Raw genomic sequence first — 25374 nt, forward strand, 5'->3', positions numbered from 1 at the left:
GAATGTCCACCCGACATCCACGGCGACCCGTCAAGTCACGTACACCGCCTACGACTTGACCGTCGAACGGCGTACCGCAGCCGCACGGCACCACCTATCCGTGAAGACGCTGGCATATGCCAGAAGCACCACCGCATCGTGTGTTGCCAAATCCCTTACAGCGCGTCGCGGGCTGTGCGACAGTCGTAACCGTCCCTCCGTCAGCCCCGGCCGTACCGTCCCCGCATCGGAGTGCGTCATGTCGTCCCCTCTCTCTGCGGATCACCCAGCCGCCCAGCCGCCGGGAAGCGGTTCGGTCGACGCGCTGATATCGCAGACGCGACGGCTCAAGGGCGAGGTGGACGCCGTACGACGGGACGCGCGCAGCGACGGAGCGGAGCCACGGGAGCGCTGGGAGCGCGCGGTCTACGACCTGGCGCTGCACCAACTCAACGACCTCGACGCACACTTGGCGCAACTGCGGGACGGCCTTCCGCAGGCACCGTACGCCGCCGAGGCGGGATCCCAGATCCGGGCCGTGCCGCCCGCTCCCCGGCGCGGCTCGCTCCTCAGCCGGGTGGGCAGCGCCGAGTGGAACCTGCTGACGGACGAGGCGAGTTGGTCCGGCGAGCTCTATCAGATCCTCGGCCGCGACCCCGAGGCCCCGCCGCTGACCCTCGACGAACTGCCCTCCGTGGTGCTCGACGAGGACCGGGCCGGGCTGACGGCGATGGTCACGAGCTGTCTGGTCGACGCCAAACCCATAGACGGGGAGTTCCGTGTCGTCCGCCCGGACGGCGAGGCACGGACCGTGCACATGATGGGCGAGCCCGTACTCGACGCCGACGGCAGCACCGTCTCGATGTGGGCCGTCCTGCGGGACGTCAGTGAACTGCGGCGCAACCAGCGGGCGGTGAACGAGACCCGTGACTCGCTCCAGGACCAGGAGCGGCGCGCGCGCACCGAGCAGCGGCTCGCGGTCGAGTTGCAGGAGGCCGTGCTCCCGCCGTGGCGCGGCTCCCCGCGCCTGGCGCACCAGGGCCCCCAGACCCTCGACCTGGCGGCACACCAGCTGCCGTCCTCGACGAGCGCGCTGATCGGCGGCGACTGGTACGACGCGCTCCAACTGTCCGACGGACAGACGCTGTTGAGCGTCGGCGACCTCACCGGACACGGCGTCGCCGTCGCCTCGGGCATGGCGATGCTGCTGGGCGCCGTGCGGGGCATGGCCATGGCCGGCACGGAACCGGGCCACCTGCTCTCCCTGCTCAACCAGTTACTCGACGCCACCGTCCAGCCGGCCCTGGGCAGCGCGATCTGCTGCCGCTACCGCCCGGAGACCCGCACCCTCACCTGGGCGCAGGCAGGACACCCCGCCCCGCTGCTGTTCCGCAACGGGACGGGGCGCGCACTGCACGCACCGGACGGCGTCCTGCTCGGTGCGACCTCCGGCGCCCACTACACGCAGGCCGAAGAGACCCTCGCCGTCGGTGACCTGCTCCTGCTGCACACCGACGGACTGGTGCCGGGGCGGAGCCGCACGGAGACCGCAGAGCAACTCCTCGACCTGGCACCGCGCTTCGACGCGGCGCGCACCGCACAGGACTGCGTACGGACGGTCGTGGAGGAGTTCGGCGGATCCGGGCGCGAGGACGACGCGTGCCTGCTGGTGGCCAAGGTGACGTCGTAGACACCCGGCTCACGGATCATCTGTTCAGCTTCAGCGCACAAACCCCCTATGCCCGTGCGCTGTTACCTCCGTTCACCCGCTTCGGCAGCGCCAGCTTGATCTCCTCCCGCAGCTCGCTGATCTTCGGATAGCTGGAGTACTCGGCGGTCAGCCGGTACATCTGACGCAACCGGTCCCAGGTGCGATGGGAGGAGTTGGATCCCATCGACATCAGAGCCAGCCGTGCGTAGCGATCGGCCTGTTCCGGGTCGTCGGCGATGAAGCAGGCGGAGGCCATCGACAGGAAGTCGAAGATCTTCGAGCGCTGCCGCCCGTCGACCCGCAGGGCCAGGGCCTTCTCCGCATAGTGCTGGGCATGGACGGCGGCGCTCGGATCGTGCTCGGCCAGTGTGCGGTAGGCCAGCGCCTGCATGCCGTACAGGTCCTCCTCCTTGAACATCTGCATCCAGCTGGGCGGCGGCACGTCCGCCCCGTCGGAGACGAAGAGATCCTCGGCCTGGCCGAGGGTGCGGCGCATCGCCTGGCCCTTGCCCATGGAAGCCTGTGCCCAGGCCTCGATGGTGTAGAGCATCGCCCTGGTGCGGGGCAGCACCTCTTCCCCTGAGCCGGACTTGGCGAGGTTCATCAGGTCGAGCGCGTCGTCGGGCCGGCCCAGGTGCACCATCTGGCGGGCCGCTCGGGAGAGCGCCTCGCCGGCGCGGGGCCGGTCACCGCCTTCGCGCGCCGCGTGGGCGGCGATGACGAAATACTTCTGGGCCGTGGGTTCCAGGCCGACGTCGTGCGACATCCAGCCCGCGAGAACGGCGAGGTTGGCGGCGACGCCCCACAGGCGCCGCTGGAGATGGTCGGGGTGACGGTAGGCGAGCATGCCGCCCACCTCGTTGAGCTGGCCGACCACCGCCTTGCGTTGCAGCCCGCCCCCGCGGGCCGCGTCCCAGGCCCGGAACACCTCTACCGAGCGCTCCAGTTCCTCGATCTCCTGCGACCCGATGGGGGCGGCCTCATAGCGGTCGAACCCAGCGGGGTCGGCGTGCAGGGGATCGTCGAAACGGGGGGCGTCGGCCGCGAGGGCCGGATCGGAGTGCAGCCAGTCGTACATGGCACTGGTGAGTGCGGATCCCGCGGCGAGCGCAGCGCCCGCGCCCACCAAGCCGCGTCGGTTGAGCATGAGGTCCATTCCCGTGAATTCGGTGAGGACCGCGGCGGTTCGCTCGGGCGCCCACGGCACACCGTCGGGATGTTCAGCGCTCCCGCCGTCCTGCCGTCTCCCCGCACGCCCGTGCCGGACCAGACCGAGGTCCTCGATGGTCACGACACGGCCGAGACGCTCGGTGAACAGAGCCGCCAACACCCTCGGCACCGGATCGCGCGGGACCTCGCCCGTGTCGATCCACCGCCGCACTCGCGAAGTGTCGGTCGACAGCTGCGGGTGGCCCATGGCCGCCGCCTGCCGGTTGACCAGCCTCGCGAGCTCACCCTTGGACCAGCCGGCCAGGCCGAACAGGTCCGACAAGCGGGAGTTGGGTTGTCCGCTCACGTCAAGCCCCCAGGTTCTCGGCTGAGTTGAACATAGCCCGGTGCACGTTGCCGGGCGACTATTCGCCAGGGTTCGCCAGGGTGCGCCAGATGGTGTGCCACTGCACATCTGGTGTCAGGTAGGAACGCGCCACCCCGACCCGGTCACCGAGGGACATTCCCCAGGGTGCATCCGAGGGGCCGGGCCGGGCAGCGCATCGTCGTCGCAGGCACACGAAGGGATCTGTTTCGCCCATGTACGCAGCATCGTCCTCCGTGTCCGCCCCACCCCGGTCGCTGCACCCCCGTCCGGCGGGCAGTGGCCCCTACCTCGACCCCGCCGCGCGTCCCGCGGCCCCCGCGCTCGGCGCGGGCCGGACGCGGCGCGTGCCGGGGCTCGGCACCCAACCGCTCAGCGGGAGACTCGACTTGTCCGGCCCCCAGGGCGCCCAGCTGCGCACGGCGCTCGCGTCGGTGCACCGGATCTGCCCGGAGTTCGCTCCGGTCCAGGTGCTGCGCCGCAGCGGACGCTCCGTGCTCCTGGTCGGCACGACCGGGCGCAGCACGGCCGTCGCCAAGTGTTTACTGGACCACTCCCCCGCCTGGGCGGAGCGGATCCGTCATGAAATAGCGGCCTACCGCTCGTTCGTCCGGCACCGCCCGCCCGTCCGCGTCCCGCGGCTGATCGCGGCGGACCCGGACAACTGCACGCTGGTGATCGAGCGGATGCCGGGACGTGTGGCGGCGCTCCAGCGCCACCCCTCCGAGGCCCCGCCCCGCGCGGACATCCGGGCGGCGTTCGGCGCGATCTGCCGACTGAACGCATGGCGGCCACCGGCCGGCACGTTCGACGCCCCGCTGGACTACGCGGCCCGTATCTCCCGCTACCACGAACTGGGTCTGCTCACCGACCGCGACATGGGCGACCTTCAAAAGCTGCTGCACGGCATCGCGCACTCGGCGGGCCGGCAGGGCATGGGCCAGTTCTGCCACGGCGACGCTTTGCTGTCGAACATCCTTCTGTCCCCGGCCGGTCCAGTGCTGGTGGACTGGGAGCACGCGGGCTGGTACCTGCCCGGATACGACCTGGCGACGCTCTGGTCGGTCCTCGGCGACGCACCGGTGGCCCGCCGACAGATCAGCCAGCTCGCGCAGTCGGCGGGCCCGGCCTCCCGGGACGCGTTCCTGGTGAACCTGATGCTCGTCCTGACCCGTGAGATCCGTACCTACGAGACGGCCGTGCAGCGTTCGATGCACGACTCGACCCCGGCGGCACCGGGAGCGGCCCACCCGGGCGCTGCGCCGTCCGGCGAGGAACAGCGGCTGCTGCTGAGGCGGCTGCACGACGACTGCCAGCTGGCCCGCCGGGCCGTGCGCGCGGCGGTCGGCACTCGCTGACGGGGACGAAGCTCCGCGGTGCGCCCACAGCGGCGGCGCACCGCGGATTTTCGTATGTCCCCACCTGGCCCCGACCTCGACTCACGCGCCCATTGGTATACGCCACTGACGCGTCGCAGGCCCGCGAGTCGCCGTCGAGAAACCCCCTTGCCCTCGTGTTGACGTGGGAAATCTGGTTGCCCTGGGCATGATTGACGGATCGTCCGAGAGCCGATACCACTGAGCCACCGCCCGGCCCTGCACGCCCCGCCACGCTCGTTCGTCCCAGGAGGCTGCATTGCGTTCCGCCCCCGACTCCACGTCCACGCCCGGCAACAGACGCGCCCGCAGGACCGCGGGCGCCCTCGCCTCGGCGGCCCTGTTGCTGCCCCTGATCGGCGCGGCCCCCGCGGCCGGCGCCGGGTCCTCCGCGGACCGGCTGCAGCTGGCGTTCGCCTCGGCCGCCGCCGAGTACCACGTGCCGCAGAGCGTGCTGCTCGGCGTCTCCTATCTCCAGTCCCGCTGGGACGCGCACGCCGGGGCGCCCAGCGTCTCCGGCGGCTACGGCCCGATGCACCTCACCGACGCCCGCACCGCGCTCGCCACGGCCTCGCACCACAGCGAGGGCGCGGAGGACGCCCGTGGCGACAGCGCCCGCGCCGCCCTGCATCCCGACACGAAGGTGCCGGCGAACTCCGAACTCCCGGCCCGCCTCAAGACCTTGACCAAGGCAGCCGAACTGACCGGACTCAGCCAGGCGGACCTCCGTACGGACCCCGCGGCCAATGTGGCCGGCGGCGCCGCGCTGCTGGCGCAGGCGCAGCAGAAGCTGGGCGAACCCCTCAGCGCCGACCCGGCGGACTGGTACGGCGCGGTGGCCCGCTTCTCCGGCGCGGACGACACCGCCACGGCAGCCGCGTACGCGAACGACGTCTACGACGTGCTGCGCACCGGCGAGGAGCGCACCACCGACGCGGGCCAGCAGATCGCGCTGGCCGCCCAGCCCGGTCTCGCCCCCGACACCGCTCAGTTGAGGCGGACCGGCCTGCGCACCGTCTCCGCGGCCGGCACCGAGTGCCCGAAGTCGGTGTCCTGCGAGTGGATCCCGGCGCCGTACGAGGAGTTCGGGGACAACGACTACGGCAACCACGACCTGGGCAACCGACCCGCGTCGCAGAGCATCAAGTACATCGTCATCCACGACACCGAGGGTGCCTGGGACGGCGTGCTGAATCTGGTCCAGGACCCCACCTACGTCTCCTGGAACTACACGCTGCGTTCCACGGACGGTCTGATCGCCCAGCATGTGAAGGCCAAGGACGTGGCCTGGCACGCGGGCAACTGGTACATCAACGCGAAGTCGATCGGCCTGGAGCACGAGGGCTTCCTGGCCGCGCCGGACGCCTGGTACACGGAGGCGATGTACCGCTCCTCGGCCCGTCTGGTGAAGTACCTCGCCGCGAAGTACCGCATCCCGCTGGACCGGCAGCACATCCTCGGCCACGACAACGTGCCGGGCCCGACCACGTCGACCGTCCCCGGCATGCACACCGACCCCGGGCCCTACTGGGACTGGCGCCACTACTTCGACCTGCTGGACCGCCCGTTCAAGGCGACCGCGGGCAAGAAGGCCGGTCTGGTCACCATCCGCCCCGACTACGCCACGAACCAGCCCCCGTACACGGGCTGCGTCACCAAGGGCCAGCCGTGCGCGTCCCACGGATCCGGTGAGGTCCGCCTGTACTCGGGTCCCGGCGAGACCTACCCGCTGATCAAGGACATCGGCCTGGGCACGACACCGACCATCGACGTGAACGACCTGTCGTCCCGGGTCTCCACCGGACAGCAGTACGCCGTCGCCGAGCGCGCCGGGGACTGGACGGCGATCTGGTACCTGGGTCAGAAGGCCTGGTTCGAGAACCCGAAGAAGGACCCGGTCGCGGTCGGCGCGCGCGGTCTGGTGGTGACCCCGAAGCCCGGCCTCGCGAGCATCCCGGTCTACGGCCGCGCCTACCCCGAGACGGCCGCCTACCCGATGGGCGTCCCCGCACAGGCGGTCTCACCGCTGCCGTACACGATCCCGGCGGGCCAGAAGTACGTCGTCGGCGACAAGCTGCCGGGCGAGTACTACTACGCGGTCACCTTCACGACCGACTCGCACAAGGTCGTGGTCGGCAAGGATCTCTACTACGAGATCCAGTACGGCCACCGGGTCGAGTTCGTGCGGGCGGCCGACGTGAATGTGGTGCCGTCGCGGAAGTAGCCGGTCAGCCCTGCTGGAACAGCTCCGCCGGGAGCGGTTTCAGCAGGGCGTACAGGTCGTCCGTGATGGGGCGGTCCCAGGCGGCGATGGTCACCAGGACGTTGTCGCTGCGGTCGAACTGCACACAGGAGATCCGGCTCTCGGAGAGCTTGAGCCGGCGCACGATCAGCAGGTTGTCGCCCTGCATCACGGGCATGTCCTCGGCTCCTGTGACGGTGACCTCCTCCTCGTTCTCCAGCGCGACCAGCAGCTGGGCCACCTCGAAGGGGACCTCGCCCTCGGCGACGTCACGGGCCGGAGATCCCTCGGGCAGGTTGCCGATGATCATCGCGGGGCCGCGGCCGCCGAAGAGGTCGTAGCGCAGGAAGACGCCCTGGCAGCTGCCGTCGGGCGCGGGCAGCAGACCGGCGCCCAGATTGCCGGGCCAGTCGCCCGGGTCCATGGCGAGTACGTCGAATTCGGGCCCGGCGGGAGTGGCGCTGCGGCGGCGGAGGAACGACATGCGCCCATGGTAAGGGGCCCGGAGGGGGTCGTGCGGCTCAGGTCGGCTTCAGGGCCGCCGCGAGACCGGTACCTTCCGTACCCATCTTTCGGTAGACCGCGGACAGCAGGCGTACCGCCGTCGGTTCGTCCACGCGCAGTTCCCTCGCGATGTCGGCGTCGGTGCGGCCCTGGGCGGCCAGGTTGGCCGCCGCGCGTTCGCGGGCGGTGAGGGTGTCGGTCTCGGTGCTGTGCAGACGGCGGGGGCGCAGTCCTGCGGCGACGAGTTCGGCGCGGGTCGCGTCGACCAGTCCGTCGGCGCCGCACTGGACGGCCGCGTCCAGGCCTCGGTAGAGGTGTTCCGCGGCCTCGGTGGGGCGGCCGCTGCGGCGCAGTTCGGTGCCGAGGTCGACCAGTGCGCAGGCGAGTTCATAGGCGGCCGGGGAGCGCTCCAGCTGGGTGACGGCCTCTTCCAGGTGTTTCACGCGGGCCGAGCCGGAGGAGACCTCGGCGGCGGCGCGCAGGGCCTGGCCGACGGCGGACGGGGCGCCGAACTGCCGGGCGCGGGCGACCGCTTCGAGGGCGGTGGCGACGGCGCGTTCGGGGGCGTCGTGGCTCTCGGCGCGGGCGAGGTGGAGCTGCCAGGGGCACCAGGCGGGGTTGCGGATGCCTCGGGGGTCCAACCGCCGCCCCGCGGCCGCGAGTTCGGCTGCCGCGTCCTTGTGCAGGCCGCGGGCGAGCAGGAGTTCGCCGTACACGGTCTGGGAGTCGGGGAAGACGACGGCGGCCGGGAAGGGCGGTCCGAAGGAGTAGTGCTCGGCGGTGCTGGTGGCCTCGGCGACCTGGCCGCGGGCGAGGAGAACCTCGATGAGGATGCCGACGGCGTACCAGTGGGCGGGGGTGCCGGGGCCGACGCGCTCGGCGATCCGGAGCCCGGCGCGGACGAAGTCCTCGGCCTCGGCGAGCCGCCCCCGGCGGTAGCGGAGGTAGGCGAGGAGCGTGTAGGCGAAGGAGAGGTGGGCGCCGCGCCAGCCCTGCTGTTCGTACTCGGCGATGCCCTCGGCGAAGAGTTCTTCGGTACGGCCGGGGCGGTCGGCGTACATGAAGGCGAGGGCGACCAGGACGGGCACCTCGAAGCCGCGGTCCGGTTCGGCCCAGCGCAGTCCGCCGGCCAGGGCGCGTTCGGCGTGGTGGAGGGCGATGTGGGCGGGTTCGCCGCGCAGGATCGCGTCCCAGGTGCGCAGCCCGATGATGTACCGCTCGGTGAGGTCCTGGCCCTTGAGCCGGTCGGCGAGCTTGGTCAGGCGGCGGGAGCGGGAGGGGTGGTCGGGTTCGTCGGCGCGGAAGGCGTCCCACATGAACTGCTCGGCGAGCATGCGCAGCCGAACCCGGGCGTCGCCGGTGAGGCGGATCTCGCGGGCGAGGGTGTCGGATGACTCGGCGAGGCGGTCGCTGTGGGCGAGGACCTGGGAGAGCCGGTAGACGATGTTGTGGCGCAGCTCGGGGTCGCCGATCGGCTCCTCCAGGGCGGCCCGCAGGTGGTTGACCGTGGTGGCCGGTTCGGTCAGCAGGGAGGCCGAGCCCAGTTCGTACAGGACGGCGGCCCGGTCCTCGAAGGGCGGGGGTTCGCGCAGGGCCCGGGCCAGATAGCGGCGGGCCGCGTCGGGGGCGCCGGCCCGGAGGGTCTCCTCGGCGGCGGCGCGCAGCTGGTGCACGACCCAAGTGTCGCCGTCGGGGTGGGTCTCCAGGAGGTGGCGCGCGGCGGCCGACGGGCCGAGGCCGTCGTTGACCACGCACCAGGCGGCCTGGCCGTGCAGGGCGACGCGGACGCCCTGCGGGATGGCCCGGTAGACGGCGGTGGCGATCAGTGGGTGGACGAACTCCAGGGTGTCGGTGCCGGCGAGGATGCGGGCACCGCGCAGGGCGTCGGCGGCGTCGGCGGCCTCCTCGTGGCCGAGTCCGGCGACGGCCGCGGCGAGCGCGGGGTGGATCTCGGTGCCGAGGACGGCGCAGGCCCAGGAGAAGCGGACGGTGGAGGTGCCGAGGCGCTCTATGCGGGCGATGAGGCCGCTGCCCTTGAGGGCGTCGGCGAGGTCACGCAGCAGAGGGGCGCCGGTGCCGGTCGGGGTCAGGTCGCGGTCGCGGACCTTGGCGAGGAGTTCGACGGTCTCGAAGGGGTTGCCCGCGGTGACGGCCCAGCACTCGCGGCAGAAGGTGTCGTCGGCGTCCGTGCCGAGTGCCTCGCGGACCAGGCGGGCGACGGCGGCGGCGCTGAGCGGTTCCAGGTCGAGGGGGCGTCCGCCCGCGCGGCCGGGCAGTCCCCTGAACGACTCGGCGTGTTCGGGGAGTTCGTCGGGCCGGTAGGCGACGACGATCAGCAGCGGGAGTTGCTCCGCGCGGGGCGCGAACGAGGCGAGCCAGCGCAGGGATTCGGGGTCGGCCCAGTGGGCGTCGTCGAGGGCGAGGACCATCGGGGCGCGCTGCACGGCGAGGTGGGTGAGCACCCAGTCGAGGCCGTCGCTCAGGCCCTGCGGGTCGGGCGGGGCACCGTGGGCGGGCGCGCACAGGCCGAGGGCGGGGCCGACGATGTCGTACCAACTGCCCATCGACGCGCGGAGATCGGCCTCCGCCGAGCCGGCGAACTGGGGTTGCAGCAGCTGGCGGGCGACGTGGAAGGCGACGCGCTGCTCCTGGTCGCCGCCGCGGGCGGACAGGACGGTGCAGCCGCGGGCGGCGGCGCGGCGGCGGACCTCGGCCAGCAGGGTGGTCTTGCCGATACCGGCCCGTCCGGCGACGGCGAGCAGGGCGCCGCGCGGGCGGTCGGCGGGCTCGGCCCCGTCGGTGCGCAGGCCGGTGAGCGCGCCCAACGCCTCGTCGACGGCGGCGAGTTCGCTCTCGCGCTCGAACAGAGTCCTGCCGCTCCGTGCGCTCCGCTGCGCCATGGTCGCACCCCCTGCCACGGCGGTACGCCCACGCGGGGAGCGAGCGCGCACCGTGACCTACAGGCAGCTCAGCGTACGCCTGGCGGGGTGCGTGCGACTGATCTTCACGGAAGACGGTGCGGCTGGTTCTCGGGTGCCGTTCGTGGTGACGGGGCGTGTGCCCGGAAAACGTCGGGAGAGGGTCGAGTGCGGGACCGTACCGGCGAGTTGACGCAGGTGGCCGACGTCCCGCGCGCAGCCGGGTACCCTCGCCCCTCCCTCACGCCACCGTGCCCCCTCACTCCTCCCCCGCCCCCGGAGGCACCACCGCCACCGGGCTCGCCGCGTGCAGCAGGACCGCCTGGGTGACCGAGCCCAGCATGCGGGTGGGGGCCAGGAGGCGGCGGCGGTGACGGCCGACGACGACCAGCTCGGCGTCCTTGGAGGCGGCGACGAGGAGGCCGGCCGCGTCGCCCGGGGCCGCGAGGACGTCGGCGCGGACGTCCGGGTGCTGAGTGCGGTGCGGGGCGAGGAAGCCGTCGGCGAGGGTCCGGGTCTCGTTCTCGATGACGTCCTGGTCCATCGCGGGCGGCACGAGTTCGCCCGCCGTGGCCCAGGTCTGCACCGGCCAGGCGTAGGCGGCGATCACCTGGAGGCGGGCGCCGCGCAGCGCGGCCTCGGCGAACGCGAAGGCGAGGGTCGCCTCGTCGGGGCTGTCCACCTGGAGGCCGACCACCACTCGGGGACCGGGTTCGGCCGGCAGCTCGTCGTGGACCTCGCGCCCGGGCCGCGGCACCACGACCACGGGGCACTCGGCCTCGCGGGCGGCGGCCATGCCGTTGGAGCCGAGCAGCAGGCTGGCGAAGCCGCCGCGACCTCGGGAGCCGAGCACCAACAGCTGCGCGGAGGTGCCCAGTTCGGGCAGCACGGCGGCCGAGACGCCCTCCAGCGCCACGTACTCCGTCTTCGGCAGGTCGGCCCGGTCGTCGAGGTGTCCGCGCACCCCGTCGAGCACCGGGTCGTCGTCGGCTTCGGGCAGCCCGGCGACCAGGACGCCGGGCGGGGTCCAGGCGGCGTACTGCCGCACATGCGCCACGCGCAGCGTCGCCCCGCGTCTGCGGGCGTCGTCGGCGGCCCAGTCCAGGGCGCGCAGGCTGTCGTCCGAACCGTCGACCGCCGCGATGACCGGCAGTGCGTTCATGGGTCCTCACCTCCGGAGTACGACCTTCCGCTCTCGGGGGCCAGCCTCGCGCAGAGGCCGGCCCGGGAGAGCCCTGAAGATCGCGTGTCCGGAAAAACGGGCGGAACACCCCCGGATCGGCCCGCCGGCTCAGGTGAGGTCGAATTCACCTTCCCTCGCGCCCGACACGAAGGCGCCCCATTCCGCGGGGGTGAAGATCAAGGAAGGGCTCTCCGGGCGGCCGCTGTTGCGCATCGCGATGAATCCCTCGACAAAAGCGATCTGGACATCCCCCAGGCCACGGCTGCTCGAGTGCCAATCGGCCTCTGTGAGGTCCAGCTCCGGCTTGTCCCAGCCCACGAGTGGGTGCTGCTGGATGGTGCTCTCGGCCACGTCCGTGCTCCTCCCGATTGCGTCGTCCGCGGCCAGCCTAGCGATCGGTCACGACTGCCGACAGGCCACGTGAGGGGGACCTTTCGGGAGGGCTTCAGGAGGTGGGCGGCTCCGAGCCCACGAGCCACATCGCGAAGAACTGCGATCCGCCGCCGTAGGCGTGCCCCAGCGCCCGCCTGGCCCCCTCCACCTGGTGTTCCCCGGCGAGGCCGCGCACCTGGAGCGCCGCCTCCGCGAAGCGGATCATGCCGGAGGCGCCGATGGGATTGGTCGACAGGACACCGCCCGACATGTTGACGGGCAGATCACCGTCGAGCTCGGTCACCCCGGCCTCGGTGAGCTTCCAGCCCTCGCCCTCGTCGGCGAAACCGAGGTTCTCCAGCCACATCGGCTCGTACCAGGAGAACGGCACGTACATCTCCACGGCGTCGATGTCCCGGCGCGGGTCGGAGATCCCGGCCTGCCGGTAGACGTCGGCGGCACAGTCCTTGCCGGCCTGCGGCGACACGGCGTCCTTGCCCGCGAAGAGGGTGGGCTCGCTGCGCATGGCCCCGCCGAGCATCCAGGCGGCCGGCCTCGGCGCCCGAGCCGCCCCCGCCCGGTCGGTGAGGACCATGGCACAGGCGCCGTCGGAGGACGGGCAGGTCTCGGAATACCGGATCGGGTCCCACAGCATCGGGGAGGCCTGGACCTTCTCCAGCGTGATGTCGTGCTCGTGCAGATGCGCGTACGGGTTCTTCAGCGCGTTGCGCCGGTCCTTGTACGCCACCAGCGAGCCGACGGTGTCGGGCGCGCCGGTGCGCCGCATGTACGCGCGCACGTGCGGCGCGAAGAAGCCGCCGGCACCGGCGAGCAGCGGTTGCTGGAAGGGGATGGGCAGGGACAGGCCCCACATGGCGTTGGACTCGGACTGCTTCTCGAAGGCGAGCGTGAGCACCGTGCCGTGCACACGGGCAGCGACGAGGTTGGCGGCGACCAGGGCCGTCGACCCGCCGACCGATCCGGCGGTGTGCACCCGCAGCATGGGCTTGCCCACGGCTCCCAGCGCGTCGGCCAGATACAGCTCCGGCATCATGACGCCCTCGAAGAAGTCGGGCGCCTTGCCGATGACGACGGCGTCGATGTCGGCCCAGGTCAACTCGGCGTCGTCCAGGGCACGTCGGGCCGCCTCCCGGACGAGCCCGGCGATCGACACGTCCCGCCGGGCCGCCACGTGCTTGGTCTGGCCGACGCCTACGACGGCCACGGGCTCCTTGCTCATCGGGGATCCCCTTCGAGTACGGCGACCAGGTTCTGTTGCAGACAGGGCCCGGAGGTGGCGTGGGCGAGCGCCCGGTCGGACTCGCCCCGGTGGACACGGGCCGCGGCCTCGCCGATCCGCAGCAGTCCTGCGGCCATGATCGGGTTGGCGGCGAGCGCCCCGCCGGACGGGTTGACGCGGACGCTGTCGTCGAGGCGCAGCGCCTTGCGCAGGACGACCTCCTGCGAGGTGAACGGCGCGTGCAACTCGGCGGTGTCGACGGGCCGTTCGAAGACCCCGGCCCGCTCGGCGGCAAGCCGCGTGGAGGGCGAGTCGGTCAGGTCGCGCACGCCCAGCCCATGGGCCTCGATGCGGTGATCGATACCGCGGATCCAGGCGGGCCGCTCGCACAGTTCCCGGGCCCGCTCCCCCGCCGCGAGGATCACGGCGGCGGCCCCGTCACCGATGGGCGGACAGTCTCCGGTACGGAGCGGACGTACGAGATAGTCGCCCTGCGGGACCGAACCCCGCAGCTGGGCATGGGAGTTGGCGCCGGCGTCAGCGCGGCTGCGGGCGGCGACGGTCGCGAGGGCGGGCTCGTCGGTGTCGCCGGCGTCGATGAGTGCCTGCGCCTGGAGGGCGGCGAGGGCCACGGAGTCGGGCCACAAGGGGGCCACGTAGTACGGGTCCAGCTGCCGGGTCAGGACATCGCGCACCGACCCCGGCGAGGACTTGCCGTAGGAGTAGACGAGGGCGGTGTCGGCGTCCCCGGTGAGCAGCTTGGTCCACGCCTCGTACAGGGCCCACGCGCCGTCCATCTCGACGTGCGACTCGGAGATCGGCGGCCAGGCGCCGACGCCGTCGAGGGCGAGGGTGAAGGAGAAGGCACGGCCGGCCAGGTAGTCGCTGGAGCCGGAGCAGGTGAAGCCGATGTCGGCGGTCTTGAGGCCGGTCTGGTCGAGTACGGCGTGCAGCACCGGCATGAGCAGCTCCACCTCGGAGAGCTCGTCGCTGGTGCGCCGGTGGTCGGTCTGGGCGAAGGCGACGACCGCGATGTCACGCGTCACAGCAGCTCCTTGTAGGTGTCGTACTCCGCGTCGGGCTCGCCGGTGGGCCGGTAGTGGTCGGGGAAACGGGAGCCGTCGGTCCACACCGGTTCGACGCGCAGACCCATCCGCACCTGGTTGTAGGCGATGCCACCGATGCGGGCGTGCAGGGCGAGGTCGGCGCCGTCGAGGGCGATGTGGGCGTAGACGTACGGGACTTCGATGTCCAGGTTCTTCGCCTTGATGTTGACGATGCAGAAGGTCGTGACCGTGCCGCGGGGACCCACCTCCACCTGCTCCGAGGTGGCGACACCGCAGGTGGGGCACGCGCCCCTCGGCGGGATGTACACCTTCCGGCAGGACGGGCACCGTTCCCCGACCATGCGCCGGTCGGACAGCGCGTGGATGTAGGCGGTCTGGGCGCGGCCCGGCGAGTAGGTGTAGTCGAGCCGCGCGGCCGCGATGATCCCGGTGATCGCGTCCTCGAATTCACCACTGTGGCCCGCCGGTTGCTCCGGCTCCCCGTCGTACGGCTCGAAGCAGGCGATGTCGGTGATGGCACCGGAGCGTTCCTCGGCCCAACGGACGCGGACCCGCATTCCGGTGTGCACGGCGTCGGCATCGGGTGCGTCGAGGGCATGCAGCAGGGCGGTGTCGGCACCGTCCAGCCGGACCAGAACCCACGCGAACGGCGTGTCGAGGGGCTGCCCGCGCCGGGGTTCGTGATTCCAGGCCCAGGTGGTGACCGTGCCGGTGGGCGCGACCTCGACGAGGTCCCGTATCTCGTCGGCGGTGACGGGGTCGTACTCGACGGGGGGTACGAGGACACGCCCGTCGATGGTCTTCACCCCGAGCACGACACGCTCACGCAGACCGGTCAGGAAGGCGCTCTGGACAGGCCCGACGGAACGAGTGAAGGGAAACTCGACGGCGAGGGGAGCTTTGAGAACTTCGGGCATTGAGACTGCCTCCTTGGGAAGCCAACGTCGGCGGAAACCCCCTCAGGGGCGCGGGGAACTGCGCGACCAGCCACGGACGGCCCGCAGCTTCCAACCGTCCCAAACCAGCCCATTTCCTACTCACGCTTGTAAACGGGCGCACGCTTCTCCGCAAAAGCCCGCGCCCCCTCCTTCGCGTCAGCGGTGTCGAACACAGGCCACCCACGCTTGAGTTCGTCGGCAAGCCCATCCGTCTCGGTCATCTCAGCCGTCGCATACACCGACGCCTTCACGGCCTCCACGGCAAGCGGCCCGCACGAGTTGATCTGCTCGGCGATCTCCAACGCCCGTTCAAGAGCAGCCCCGTCGGCCACGACATGCCCGACCAGCCCCACGGCGGCAGCCTCCCGCGCGGAATACGCACGGCCAGTGAGCAGCATCTCCAGCGCATGCGTACGAGGAATCTGCCGCTGCAGCCGAACAGTCGAGCCACCGATCGGAAACAACCCGCGCTTCACCTCGAACAGCCCGAACGTCGCCGACTCCCCCGCGACCCGGATGTCGGTGCCCTGAAGAATCTCGGTGCCCCCGGCCACGCAGTACCCCTCGACCGCCGCGATCACCGGTTTGCGCGGCCGGTGATGCCGCAGCATCGCCTTCCAGTGCAGGTCCGGGTCTGCCTTGAGCCGGTCCCGGTACTGCTCGCCCGCCATCCCCTTGCCGGCCAGCGCCTTGAGATCCATGCCGGCGCAGAACGCACCCCCCGCACCGGTCAGCACGATCGAGCGGATCGTGTCGTCCGCATCGGCTTCCAGCCAGCCGTCGTACAGCCCGACGAGCATGGACAGCGAGAGCGCGTTCTTGGCTTCGGGCCTGTTGAGCGTGAGCACCAGTGTGGCGCCTTCGCGCTGCACGGTGAGGTGTTCCGTCCCACCCATTGCCGTCTCCCCTCTCCAGGAACGAGAACAGGTTGCAGTAGGCAGGGAGGCAGTTCAAGGGTTTTCTGACAGTCAGTCAGATTTCTTCGCGCGAACCCTTCACAGTTGCCCTGCCCTTTGCTCTGATGACCGGCGAACCGACAGCTGTCAGGGCACGCCCGTGGTCAGGAGGAGCGGTGGAGTACAACCTTGCGGACCTGTTCGAGTCGGTCGTCGACGCGGTGCCGGACCGCGAGGCCCTCGTCTACATCGACCACCCGGGCACAGGAGCCGAACGCCGTTTGACGTACGCCGAGTTGGACGCGGCGGCCAACCGGATCGGTCACCATCTGATCGACAGCGGGCTGCGTCCCGGCGAGCACCTCGGGCTGCATCTCTACAACGGCGTCGAGTACCTGCAGACCGTGCTGGGCTGCCTCAAGGCGCGGATCGTCCCGGTCAACGTCAACTACCGCTATGTCGAAGAGGAGTTGGTGTACCTCTACCGGGACGCCGACCTGGTGGCCCTGGTCTTCGACGCGGAGTTCACGGGACGGGTGGCCACCGCTCTGCCGCAGTGTCCGAAGCTGCGGCACCTCGTGCGGGTGGGCAGCGAGGGGGACGAGGTGCCCGGGGTGACGTCCTTCGCCGAGGCCGAGGCGGAAGGGTCGCCCGAGCGGGGCTTCCCGGCGCGGTCGGGCGACGACCAGTTCATCATCTACACCGGCGGCACCACCGGGATGCCCAAGGGCGTGATGTGGCGCCAGGAGGACCTGTTCTTCTCCGGACTCGGCGGGGGCGCGCCGACCGGCGAGCCGGTCAAGACGCCGGAGGAGCTGGCCGAGCGGGTCGCGGCCGGCGGTTCGGGGATCACCTTCTTCCCCGCTCCCCCGCTGATGCACGGCACCTCCACCCTCACCACGTTCATCGGCTTCAACTTCGGCCAACGGGTCGTGATCCACCGCAAGTTCGTGCCCGAGGAGGTGCTGCGGACCATCGAGAAGGAGAAGGTCACCAGCATGTCCCTGGTGGGCGACGCGATGCTGCGGCCACTGATCGACGCGCTCGCCGGACCCCTCAAGGGCACGGACTGCTCGGCGCTGTTCAGCGTCTCCTCGTCGGGCGCGATCATGTCGGAGACCGTGCGCCGACAGTTCCAGGAACTCCTCCCGAACACCATGCTGTTGAACAACTACGGCTCCTCCGAGTCCGGCTTCAACGGCACGGCGACGGCCGACTCGGGCGCCGGGCAGAGCTTCCGCATCAAGGTCAACTCCCGTACCCAGGTCGTCGATCCGGCCACCTACGAGCCGGCCGCACCGGGCGAGGTGGGCCGCGTGGCGCAGTGCGGCCATGTGCCGCTCGGCTACTACAACGACCCGGCGAAGACCGCCCAGACCTTCTTCGAGAAGGACGGCGAGCGCTGGGTGCTGCTCGGCGACATGGCCACCGTCGACGAGGAGGGCGTGGTCACCGTCCTCGGCCGAGGCTCGCAGTGCATCAACACCGGGGGCGAGAAGGTGTACCCGGAGGAGGTCGAGCAGGCCCTCAAGTCCCATCCGGACGTGTACGACGCCCTGGTCGCCGGGGTGCCGGACGCGAGGTGGGGCAGCCATGTGGCGGCCGTGGTGCAGCTGCGCGAGGGCGCGCCGCAGCCGTCCCTGGAGGACATCCAGTCGTACTGCCGCACTCATCTCGCCGGTTACAAGATCCCGCGCCAGCTGGTGCTCACGGAGTCGATACGGCGGTCGCCGAGCGGCAAGGCCGATTACCGGTGGGCCAAGGAGGTGGCGGTGGCTGCGGTTCCGTAGGGCCGCGGTCGGGCGGGGCATCGGGGTCGGGTCGGACGGGCGTACTCTTTTGCGCGCGGTTGACCCGGGAGTGTGAACGCGGGGTTACCCAGGGCCGTACGCGAGGTTGGCGGCCCTGGCCTGCGGGTCCGGTCGCCGTGCCCTCACCGCACCTTGCACGGAAGGACCTTCGGGTGTCGCACCTCACGCCCCCCAGCCAACTGCCGGACGCGGACGCGTCGGCGACCGACCCCGCGGGGGAGGAATCGCCCACACCTGCGGCCACCGACCCTGAGCCGGGGGCCTCGGCGGACGCGGGGCCCACGGGCGAGGAGGCGACCGGGGTGACGGACGAAGGTAAGCCCACGGAGGACGAGAAATCCGCGAAGAACGAGAAGTCGACTGCCGAGGCCTCCCTGCCCCACCCGACCTCTCCCGGTGACGCGCCCTCCACCGCCACCGCCGCCGCCACTGCCGACGACCCCGCCCCGACCGACGCCGTCTCCCCCGTCCGCCCCGGCTGGTTCGGCTGGCGCCGCCGCTTCCCTCGTGCCGCCCGCGTCGTGCGGATCGGAACGAGCGTGCTGGCCGCCGCGCTGGTGCTCGAAGCGCTCGTGATGCCCAACCGCTTGGACCGGATGCCTCTTGAGGCGTTCTTCCGTCTCCCCGTCGAGCTGATCATCGTCGCGGCCGTCCTGCTCGTCCTGCCGTCGACGGCACGGCGGATCACGGCCATCGTCCTGGGGGCGTTCCTCGGTCTTTCCACCGTCCTGAAGTGCCTCGACATGGGCTTCTACCAGACCCTGGCCAGGCCGTTCGACCTGGTCTTCGACTGGATCCTGCTGAACGACGCGGCGGATTTCGTCAAGGACTCGTTCGGTCGCTCGGGCGAGGTGCTTGCCGTGATCGGGGTGATCGTCCTGTTCATCGCCGTGCTCGCGGTGAGCGCGCTCGCCCTGGCGCGGGTGGCGGACGTACTGGCCCGGCACCGCACCGTGGCCGTCCGCAGCACGCTGGTCCTCGGCGTCGCGTGGATCATCTGCTTCACCATGAGCGTGCAGGTGGGCGGTGTCGTGATGGCCACCAGGGGCTACACGCAGTACCTCGGCAACCGTGTGCAGTACGTCCGCGACGGCCTCGGTGACGCCGACGTCTTCAAGAAGCAGATCCCGGTCGACGCCTTCGCCAAGACCCCGCCCGACCAACTGCTGACCGGACTGCGCGGCAAGGACGTGCTGTTCACCTTCATCGAGAGCTACGGCCGGGTCGCGCTCACCGATCCGACGATGGCGCCGGAGATGGACGCGACGCTGAAGGCGGGCGACGCCCGGCTCAAGTCGGCGGGCTTCGCCTCGCGCAGCGCCTGGCTCAGGTCGCCCGTGACGGGCGCCGGCAGCTGGCTCGCCCACTCGACGTTCCTGTCCGGGCTGTGGATCAAGAACCAGCAGCGGTACCGGACCCTGACCACCGGGGACCGCGCGACCCTCACCAGCTACTTCCAGAAGACCGGCGACTGGCGCACGGTCGGCATCGTCCCCGGCGTGCGCAAGGCGTGGCCCGAGGGCAAGTACTTCGGCCTCGACCACATCTACGACTCGACGCACCTCGGCTACAACGGTCCGTACTTCAGCTGGACGCCGGTGCCCGACCAGTTCAGCCTGGAGTCCTTCCAGAAGCTCGAGTACGGCAAGAAGAACCGCGACCCGATCATGGCCGAGATCATCCTGGCCTCCAGCCACAACCCCTGGTCGCCCATCGCCCACACGATCCCCTGGGAGGACCTCGGGGACGGCTCGATCTTCAACGAGATCAAGAAAGAGGGCACCAACCCGACGGACGTCTGGAAGAGCGCGAAGCGCGTGCGGACCGAGTACCGCAAGGCCATCCAGTACTCCGTGGACAGCCTCACCCAGTGGATGCAGCGCTACGGCAACAAGAACACCGTCCTCGTCTTCCTCGGCGACCACCAGCCCGTCCCGACGGTCACCGGCGGCACCGCCGACAAGGACGTGCCGATCACCATCGTCGCCCACGACCCGAAGGTGCTGGACAAGATCGACAGTTGGGGCTGGGCGGACGGGCTCAAGCCCGCCGACAACGGCCCGGTGGTGGGCATGGACAAGTTCCGCGACCGCTTCATGACCGCGTTCGGCAGCACCCCCACGAAGTGACACTCACCCCGCCAGAAACGCGGAGACGCGGCGCGTGAACCACTCGGGGTCGTCCAGCCACGGGTAATGCCCGGCGCCCGGCTGGACGGCGAGTTCCGCGTTCGGGAAGACGTCCGCGGCCCTGCGCGCCAGTTCGGGCGTGGGGCCGCCGTCCAGTTCACCGGCGAGGACGAGGACCGGTGCGGCCAGCCGGGCGAGGGCGGCTCGGGTCACGGGCGGGTCGTAGGCGCCGACGGAGCCGAAGACCTCGCCGGCGTCGTCGTTGAACTCCTTGTCGGCGCCCGCCTCATGGCGCTGGGCCGCCTCGTCCCAACGGCCGTAGAAGAAGCCCGAGAAGGCGGGATCGAAGTCACCCACCCCCTCCAGCCAGGCTTCGAACGCCGGGAACGCGTCCGCGAACCACGGCTCGCCGCTCCGCAGCCGGGCGGCGGCCAGCCGGTCCTCGGCGGTCGCCGGCATGCCCAGTGCCCACGGCGTCGCGGTGACCAGCACCAGCCGCGCGACCCGCTCCGGGTACCGCTCGGCGTACCGCATCGCGAGACTGCCGCCCGCCGAGTGCGCGAGCAGGTCCACCCGCTCCAGGCCCAGCCGGCCGCGCAGCGCCTCCACATCGGCCACGAGCCGGTCGCAGCGGTACGTCGTCGGGTCGGCCGGCGTCGCCGACTCGCCGGTGCCGCGCAGGTCGAGGAGCACCAGCCGGCGGTGTGCGTCGAGTCCGCCCAGGTCGCCGAGGTAGGCGGAGGCCCGCATGGGGCCGCCCGGCAGGACGAGCAGCGGCTCGCCCTCGCCACGCAGGTGATAGGCGAGCTCGGTCCCGTCGGGCGCGGTGAAGGTCGGCATGCCGCCGATCGTGCTGGCCGGTGCCGTCGTGCCGCAATGGATTTCTCCCGTCGGGGACGGCAACGGATTTCTGCCGCCGGACCCCTTGCCCGCGCCGGACCGTGCTGGATTACTGATCCCCGACAGCATGACCGAATGATCGGTTGTCCGTAATGATGTGATTCATCGGTATGACGGACGAGGGAGAAGCCCCATGGCGGATGCGACGGAGCTGCTGGACGCGGGGGAACGGCTCGACCCGGAGGCGTTGCGCGCACTGCAGCTGGAGCGTCTGCGATCCAGCCTGCGGCACGCCTACGAGAACGTGCCCTTCTACCGGACGTCCTTCGACCGGGCGGGCGTGAGCCCCGACGACTGCCGTACGCTCGCCGATCTCTCCCGCTTCCCGTTCACCGTCAAGGCGGACCTGCGCGCGAACTACCCGTACGGAATGTTCGCCGTGCCCGAGGACCGCATCCGCCGCATCCACGCGTCCAGCGGCACCACCGGCCGCCCCACGGTCGTCGGATACACGGACAACGACCTCTCCCTGTGGGCCGACGTGGTGGCCCGCTCGATCCGCGCGGCGGGCGGGCGGCCGGGCGACAAGGTCCATGTGGCGTACGGATACGGGTTGTTCACGGGCGGACTGGGCGCGCACTACGGGGCCGAGCGGCTCGGTTGTACGGTCATCCCCGCGTCCGGCGGCATGACGGCCCGTCAGGTCCAGCTGATCCAGGACCTCCGGCCGGAGATCATCATGGTGACACCGTCGTACATGCTCACGCTGCTCGACGAGTTCGAGCGGCAGGACGTCGATCCGCGCGGCACCTCGCTGCGGGTCGGGATCTTCGGCGCGGAGCCGTGGACCGAGCAGATGCGGCTGGAGATCGAGGAGCGGTTCGCGATCGACGCGGTCGACATATACGGGTTGTCCGAGGTGATCGGCCCGGGGGTGGCCCAGGAGTGCGTGGAGACGAAGGACGGGCTGCACGTCTGGGAGGACCACTTCTATCCGGAGATCGTCGATCCGATCACCGGCGAGGTCCAACCGGACGGCGAGGAGGGCGAGTTGGTCTTCACCTCGCTCACCAAGGAGGCGATGCCGGTGATCCGCTACCGGACCCGGGATCTGACGCGGCTGCTGCCGGGTACGGCCCGGGTGTTCCGCCGGATGGAGAAGGTCACCGGGCGCAGCGACGACATGGTGATCCTGCGCGGAGTGAATCTCTTTCCCACGCAGATCGAGGAGATCGTGCTGCGGACGCCCGGCGTGGCACCGCACTTCCAGCTCCGACTCACCCGCGAGGGTCGGCTCGACGCCCTCACCGTGCGTGCGGAGGCCCGTCCCGGCGCGGGCCCCGAGATCCGGGAAGCGGCCGCGCGGGCGATCACGACGGCCGTGAAGGACGGGATCGGGGTGTCGGTCGCGGTGGAGATCGTCGAACCGGAGTCGCTGGAGCGGTCGGTGGGCAAGATCCGCCGGATCGTGGATCTGCGCCACCGGTCGTCGAGTTAGCGGGGGACGAGGGGCGGAGGTCAGCAGGGGACGAGGGCGCGGAGGCCCGAAAGGTCGTGGGCGGTCACGCTGTTGCGGTCGGCGACCGCGCGGCCCAGCGCGTGGTGCGGCCACAGTCCGCCGGCCAGCCGGCGGCTCAACTCGCCCCATTCCAGGGCTTCGGCGGCACGGGCCTTGTAGAAGTTCAGGGCGTAGCCGCCGGTGTGGATCCGCAGCAGGCAGAAGCCGCCGGGGTACTCCTTGACGGCGCTGACCTCCTGTTGGGTCACGTGCGGGGCGGACGTCAGCACGGTCCGCTTGTTGCGGTGGGTGTGGCCGGCGTGGTGGAGGAAGACACCGGGGGCGGTGGTGTAGGCCTCGACGATCGCGCGGGCCTGGCGGCGGTTCATGCGCTGGCCGCCGGTCACCGGGAAGACGGAGTCCCGTACGGTCAGCGGGTGGTGGCCGAAGACCACGGTGGGCTGGTCCCCGTTCTCCCGCAACCGGCGCCGCAGCCAGGCGAGTTGCTCGGCGCCGAGCCCTCCCGAGTCACCGCCGTTGCCCTGCTTCTCGTAGGTGTCGAGGCCGACGATCCGCAGACCGCCGACCTCGTGGGAGAAGTACCCGGGCCCCTCCTCCATGCCGACTCCGCGCCGGAAGGTGGCCTCCAGGCGCCCGTGGCGGTCGTGGTTGCCGCGGACGACGAAGTAGTCCCGGCCGTGCTCGCCGAAGCGGTCCAGGATCCGGCCGGCCGCCGCGAGGTCGTGCGCGGCGCCACCGGCCGAGATGTCACCGGCGGCCAGCAGCAGGTCGGCGCCGCGTCTGCGGGCCTCGTCGACCAGTGCGTGGCTCATGACCTCCGGGTAGGGCGTGCTGCCGAGCGGCTGGCTGATCCCGCGGATCAGGGGCATCCCCGCGACCAGGCCGGCCGTGGTCTCGCCGACGTGCAGGTCGTTGCAGAGGGCGATCGACATCACGTGCCGGCCGGACGGGGGCTGCGGGGTGGTGAAGGAGTACGGGCCGCCGTGCGAGCCGAGTCCGTGCAGCGAGGTGCCGACCGCGTTGCCGCGGACCAGGTGCAGGGGGGTGGGTGTGGCGGTCACGCCACGGGAGCGGGCCTGGTAGTAGTACGTCTGCCCCGGCTCCAGGCCGGTCAGCTCGACGTGGTGGTGGGCCGTGGGCCGGTCCGAGCCGGCGACGCGGGTCAGGCGGCCCGGGTGGGTGCCGTACACGACCTCGCCCTCGGTGACGACGGGGAGCAGCCGGCCGCGGCCGTCGGGGACACCGGTGTGCCAGGTGATGACGGCATGATCCTCGGCCAGCGTGACGAGTTCGAGGTGGATGGCGGCGATGTGGTGCGAGCGGCGGGGGCGGGGGATGTGCACGGCTGCCGCGATCGCCTTGAGCAGGGCGGGGGCGATCAGGGCGCCGGAGCGGAACACTTCGCAGGGACCGGGGAGGGCGGCGAGGGGGACGGGGAGACAGCAGCGCATACCTCAGTGTGCCCGCATGCGATGAACGAACGCTGTGGTAAGGGCGACGGTGCCAGGTATGACATACGGCACTTTGTGACGTCAGGGCTGGTTGTGGCCTCAGGACTGGTCGGTGAACCGGTCCCGCAGCTCCCGCTTGAGGATCTTCCCGCTGGCGTTGCGTGGCAGTTCGGTCACGAACAGCACCCGCTTCGGCGCCTTGAAGTGCGGGAGCTTCTCGCGCGCGTGCTCGATCAGTTCGGCCTCGGAGACCTCGCCGCGCGGGACGACGACGGCGGTGACGGCCTCGATCCACCGCTCGTCGGGCAGGCCCACGACGGCGACCTCGGCGACGGAGTCGTGCGTGTACAGAGCGTCCTCGACCTGGCGTGAAGCGACCAGTACGCCACCGGAGTTGATCACGTCCTTCACGCGGTCGACGATCGTGTAGTAGCCGTGCGCGTCCCGGACCGCCAGGTCGCCGGAGTGGAACCAGCCGTCGCGGAAGGCGGCGGCCGTCTCCTCGGGCTTGTCCCAGTAGCCGTCGCACAACTGCGGGGAGCGGTAGACGATCTCGCCGGAGGTGCCGTCGGGGACGTCCTTGCCGTCCTCGTCGACCACGCGCGCGTCGACGAACAGCACGGGCCGGCCGCAGGAGTCCATGCGGCCCTTGTGCTCGGCGGGCGCCAGGACCATGGACAGCGGACCGATCTCGCTCTGCCCGAAGCAGTTGTAGAAGCCGAGCTTCGGGAGCCGCTCGCGCAGCCGCTCCAGGACCGGCACCGGCATGATCGAGGCGCCGTAATACGCCTTGCGCAGTCCGGACAGGTCGCGGGTCTCGAAATCGGGGCGGTTGGCGAGGCCGATCCAGACCGTCGGCGGGGCGAACAGGCTGTCCACGCGGTCGGCTTCGATCAGGTCGAAGAGCCGGTCGCCGTCGGGGGCGTCGAGGATGACGTTGGTGGCGCCGACGGCCAGGTAGGGCAGCAGGAAGACGTGCATCTGCGCCGAGTGGTAGAGCGGCAGGGAGTGCGCGGGGCGGTCTCCGGCGCTGAGGTCCAGGGCGGTGATCGCGCTGAGGTACTCGTGGACCAGGGAGCGGTGCGTCATCATCGCGCCCTTGGGCAGGGCCGTGGTCCCCGAGGTGTAGAGCAGCTGCACCAGGTCCTCGGTGCGCGGCTCGGGACCGTCGTACGCGGGGGCGTCCGCCAGCCGTGCCAGCAGCGAGTCCTCGGCGTCGCGCAGGGGCAGGGTGCGAACGTCGTCGGGGAGCCGTCCCGTCAGATCGGGGTCGGCCAGGACGAGGGTGCTGCCGGACTGGCCGACGAGGTAGGCGAGGTCGTCGCCCGTCAGGTTCTGGTTGACGGGCACGTGCACGAGGCCCGCGCGGGCGCAGGCCAGGAAGGCGATCGCGTAGGCGTCCGAGTTGTGGCCGTAGGCGCCGACCCGGTCGCCGGGCGCGAGGCCCTCGCCGAGCAGGACGCTCGCCGCGCGGGAGACGGCGTCGTCGAGTTCCTCGTACGTCCATGTGCGGTCGCCGTACTCGATCGCGACCCTCGCCGGAGTGCGCCGGGCGCTGCGTCGCAGCACCCCGTCAACCGTGCTGCCCTGTCCCTGCGTCATGACTCATGATCCTCGGTCCGTCGCCGAGGCAGGTCAAGCGCCCAGGGGTCCGGACCTCCACC

At 71.3% G+C, this 25374-nt stretch carries 19 protein-coding genes; 7 read left to right on the top strand and 12 right to left on the bottom strand.

What is annotated here, in order from left to right:
• Positions 1-238: 238 nt before the first annotated feature.
• The gene (locus ACWD5F_RS03060) at positions 239-1669 is read left to right on the top strand and encodes a PP2C family protein-serine/threonine phosphatase (protein ID WP_451250478.1); all 1431 of its coding nucleotides are present in this window, start codon (positions 239-241) and stop codon (positions 1667-1669) included.
• 46 nt (positions 1670-1715) lie between these two features.
• On the opposite strand, the gene ACWD5F_RS03065 is transcribed toward ACWD5F_RS03060, so the two are convergent.
• Positions 1716-3206 carry a DNA-binding protein NsdB gene (locus ACWD5F_RS03065; protein ID WP_401723543.1) on the bottom strand — a complete coding sequence of 497 codons (1491 nt, stop codon included), beginning with the start codon at positions 3204-3206 and terminating at the stop codon, positions 1716-1718.
• A gap of 233 nt (positions 3207-3439) precedes the next feature.
• On the opposite strand from ACWD5F_RS03065, the gene ACWD5F_RS03070 reads away from it, so the two are divergent.
• Positions 3440-4582, top strand: a complete 1143-nt coding sequence (locus tag ACWD5F_RS03070) for an aminoglycoside phosphotransferase family protein (protein ID WP_401723540.1) — start codon at positions 3440-3442, stop codon at positions 4580-4582.
• A 277-nt stretch (positions 4583-4859) separates the two neighbouring features.
• Complete coding sequence (locus ACWD5F_RS03075; protein ID WP_451250480.1) at positions 4860-6824, top strand: N-acetylmuramoyl-L-alanine amidase; 1965 nt, start codon at positions 4860-4862, stop codon at positions 6822-6824.
• A gap of 4 nt (positions 6825-6828) precedes the next feature.
• Here ACWD5F_RS03075 and ACWD5F_RS03080 read toward each other — a convergent pair whose 3' ends face one another.
• The 8 genes from ACWD5F_RS03080 to ACWD5F_RS03115 all read right to left on the bottom strand — a co-directional run bounded on the left by ACWD5F_RS03080 (position 6829) and on the right by ACWD5F_RS03115 (position 15960).
• On the bottom strand, positions 6829-7326 hold the full coding sequence (locus ACWD5F_RS03080) for a hypothetical protein (protein WP_124001281.1): 498 nt from the start codon (positions 7324-7326) through the stop codon (positions 6829-6831).
• Between the two features lie 37 nt (positions 7327-7363).
• On the bottom strand, positions 7364-10246 hold the full coding sequence (locus ACWD5F_RS03085; RefSeq protein ID WP_451250482.1) for an ATP-binding protein: 2883 nt from the start codon (positions 10244-10246) through the stop codon (positions 7364-7366).
• Positions 10247-10523: 277 nt separating this feature from the next.
• Positions 10524-11426, bottom strand: a complete 903-nt coding sequence (locus ACWD5F_RS03090; RefSeq protein WP_451250484.1) for a universal stress protein — start codon at positions 11424-11426, stop codon at positions 10524-10526.
• 129 nt (positions 11427-11555) lie between these two features.
• Complete coding sequence (locus ACWD5F_RS03095) at positions 11556-11798, bottom strand: DUF397 domain-containing protein (RefSeq protein ID WP_401723529.1); 243 nt, start codon at positions 11796-11798, stop codon at positions 11556-11558.
• Positions 11799-11892: 94 nt separating this feature from the next.
• Positions 11893-13059, bottom strand: a complete 1167-nt coding sequence (locus ACWD5F_RS03100; protein ID WP_401723526.1) for a thiolase domain-containing protein — start codon at positions 13057-13059, stop codon at positions 11893-11895.
• Positions 13056-14105, bottom strand: a complete 1050-nt coding sequence (locus ACWD5F_RS03105) for a thiolase domain-containing protein (protein ID WP_451250486.1) — start codon at positions 14103-14105, stop codon at positions 13056-13058. Before ACWD5F_RS03105 ends, ACWD5F_RS03100 begins: the two co-directional genes overlap by 4 nt.
• On the bottom strand, positions 14102-15043 hold the full coding sequence (locus ACWD5F_RS03110; protein WP_451250488.1) for a Zn-ribbon domain-containing OB-fold protein: 942 nt from the start codon (positions 15041-15043) through the stop codon (positions 14102-14104). The genes ACWD5F_RS03105 and ACWD5F_RS03110 overlap by 4 nt, the downstream gene beginning before the upstream one ends.
• Positions 15044-15159: 116 nt before the next feature.
• Positions 15160-15960 (bottom strand): crotonase/enoyl-CoA hydratase family protein, encoded by an 801-nt coding sequence (locus ACWD5F_RS03115; RefSeq protein ID WP_451250489.1) that lies wholly within the window; start codon positions 15958-15960, stop codon positions 15160-15162.
• A gap of 176 nt (positions 15961-16136) precedes the next feature.
• Between ACWD5F_RS03115 and ACWD5F_RS03120 the strand changes: the two genes are divergently transcribed.
• Both ACWD5F_RS03120 and ACWD5F_RS03125 read left to right on the top strand, forming a co-directional pair.
• The gene (locus ACWD5F_RS03120) at positions 16137-17750 is read left to right on the top strand and encodes an acyl-CoA synthetase (protein ID WP_451250491.1); all 1614 of its coding nucleotides are present in this window, start codon (positions 16137-16139) and stop codon (positions 17748-17750) included.
• Between the two features lie 173 nt (positions 17751-17923).
• Positions 17924-19900 (top strand): sulfatase, encoded by a 1977-nt coding sequence (locus ACWD5F_RS03125; protein ID WP_451250493.1) that lies wholly within the window; start codon positions 17924-17926, stop codon positions 19898-19900.
• Between the two features lie 3 nt (positions 19901-19903).
• Here ACWD5F_RS03125 and ACWD5F_RS03130 read toward each other — a convergent pair whose 3' ends face one another.
• Positions 19904-20740 (bottom strand): alpha/beta fold hydrolase, encoded by an 837-nt coding sequence (locus tag ACWD5F_RS03130; protein WP_451250495.1) that lies wholly within the window; start codon positions 20738-20740, stop codon positions 19904-19906.
• Between ACWD5F_RS03130 and ACWD5F_RS03135 the strand changes: the two genes are divergently transcribed.
• Together ACWD5F_RS03135 and paaK are read left to right on the top strand one after the other, a co-directional pair.
• Complete coding sequence (locus tag ACWD5F_RS03135; RefSeq protein WP_451250497.1) at positions 20739-20879, top strand: hypothetical protein; 141 nt, start codon at positions 20739-20741, stop codon at positions 20877-20879. The genes ACWD5F_RS03130 and ACWD5F_RS03135 overlap by 2 nt on opposite strands.
• 54 nt (positions 20880-20933) lie before the next feature.
• Complete coding sequence (paaK, locus tag ACWD5F_RS03140; RefSeq protein ID WP_451250499.1) at positions 20934-22238, top strand: phenylacetate--CoA ligase PaaK; 1305 nt, start codon at positions 20934-20936, stop codon at positions 22236-22238.
• A 20-nt stretch (positions 22239-22258) separates the two neighbouring features.
• On the opposite strand, the gene ACWD5F_RS03145 is transcribed toward paaK, so the two are convergent.
• Both ACWD5F_RS03145 and ACWD5F_RS03150 read right to left on the bottom strand, forming a co-directional pair.
• Positions 22259-23710, bottom strand: coding sequence for a metallophosphoesterase (locus ACWD5F_RS03145; RefSeq protein WP_451250501.1), 1452 nt, complete (start codon positions 23708-23710; stop codon positions 22259-22261).
• A gap of 99 nt (positions 23711-23809) precedes the next feature.
• Positions 23810-25312, bottom strand: coding sequence for an acyl-CoA synthetase (locus ACWD5F_RS03150; protein ID WP_451250503.1), 1503 nt, complete (start codon positions 25310-25312; stop codon positions 23810-23812).
• Between the last annotated feature and the right edge of the window lie 62 nt (positions 25313-25374).

The organism is Streptomyces sp. NPDC002499, from assembly GCF_053595415.1.

Excerpts from the sequence above, each read along its gene's own strand:
- ACWD5F_RS03060 (WP_451250478.1), top strand. The coding sequence starts at position 239 with ATGTCGTCCCCTCTCTCTGCGGATCACCCAGCCGCCCAGCCGCCGGGA.
- ACWD5F_RS03070 (WP_401723540.1), top strand. The coding sequence starts at position 3,440 with ATGTACGCAGCATCGTCCTCCGTGTCCGCCCCACCCCGGTCGCTGCAC.
- ACWD5F_RS03080 (WP_124001281.1), bottom strand. The coding sequence starts at position 7,326 with ATGTCGTTCCTCCGCCGCCGCAGCGCCACTCCCGCCGGGCCCGAATTC.
- ACWD5F_RS03085 (WP_451250482.1), bottom strand. The coding sequence starts at position 10,246 with ATGGCGCAGCGGAGCGCACGGAGCGGCAGGACTCTGTTCGAGCGCGAG.
- ACWD5F_RS03090 (WP_451250484.1), bottom strand. The coding sequence starts at position 11,426 with ATGAACGCACTGCCGGTCATCGCGGCGGTCGACGGTTCGGACGACAGC.
- ACWD5F_RS03100 (WP_401723526.1), bottom strand. The coding sequence starts at position 13,059 with ATGAGCAAGGAGCCCGTGGCCGTCGTAGGCGTCGGCCAGACCAAGCAC.
- ACWD5F_RS03110 (WP_451250488.1), bottom strand. The coding sequence starts at position 15,043 with ATGCCCGAAGTTCTCAAAGCTCCCCTCGCCGTCGAGTTTCCCTTCACT.
- ACWD5F_RS03115 (WP_451250489.1), bottom strand. The coding sequence starts at position 15,960 with ATGGGTGGGACGGAACACCTCACCGTGCAGCGCGAAGGCGCCACACTG.
- ACWD5F_RS03135 (WP_451250497.1), top strand. The coding sequence starts at position 20,739 with ATGCCGCCGATCGTGCTGGCCGGTGCCGTCGTGCCGCAATGGATTTCT.
- ACWD5F_RS03130 (WP_451250495.1), bottom strand. The coding sequence starts at position 20,740 with ATGCCGACCTTCACCGCGCCCGACGGGACCGAGCTCGCCTATCACCTG.
- paaK (WP_451250499.1), top strand. The coding sequence starts at position 20,934 with ATGGCGGATGCGACGGAGCTGCTGGACGCGGGGGAACGGCTCGACCCG.
- ACWD5F_RS03145 (WP_451250501.1), bottom strand. The coding sequence starts at position 23,710 with ATGCGCTGCTGTCTCCCCGTCCCCCTCGCCGCCCTCCCCGGTCCCTGC.
- ACWD5F_RS03150 (WP_451250503.1), bottom strand. The coding sequence starts at position 25,312 with ATGACGCAGGGACAGGGCAGCACGGTTGACGGGGTGCTGCGACGCAGC.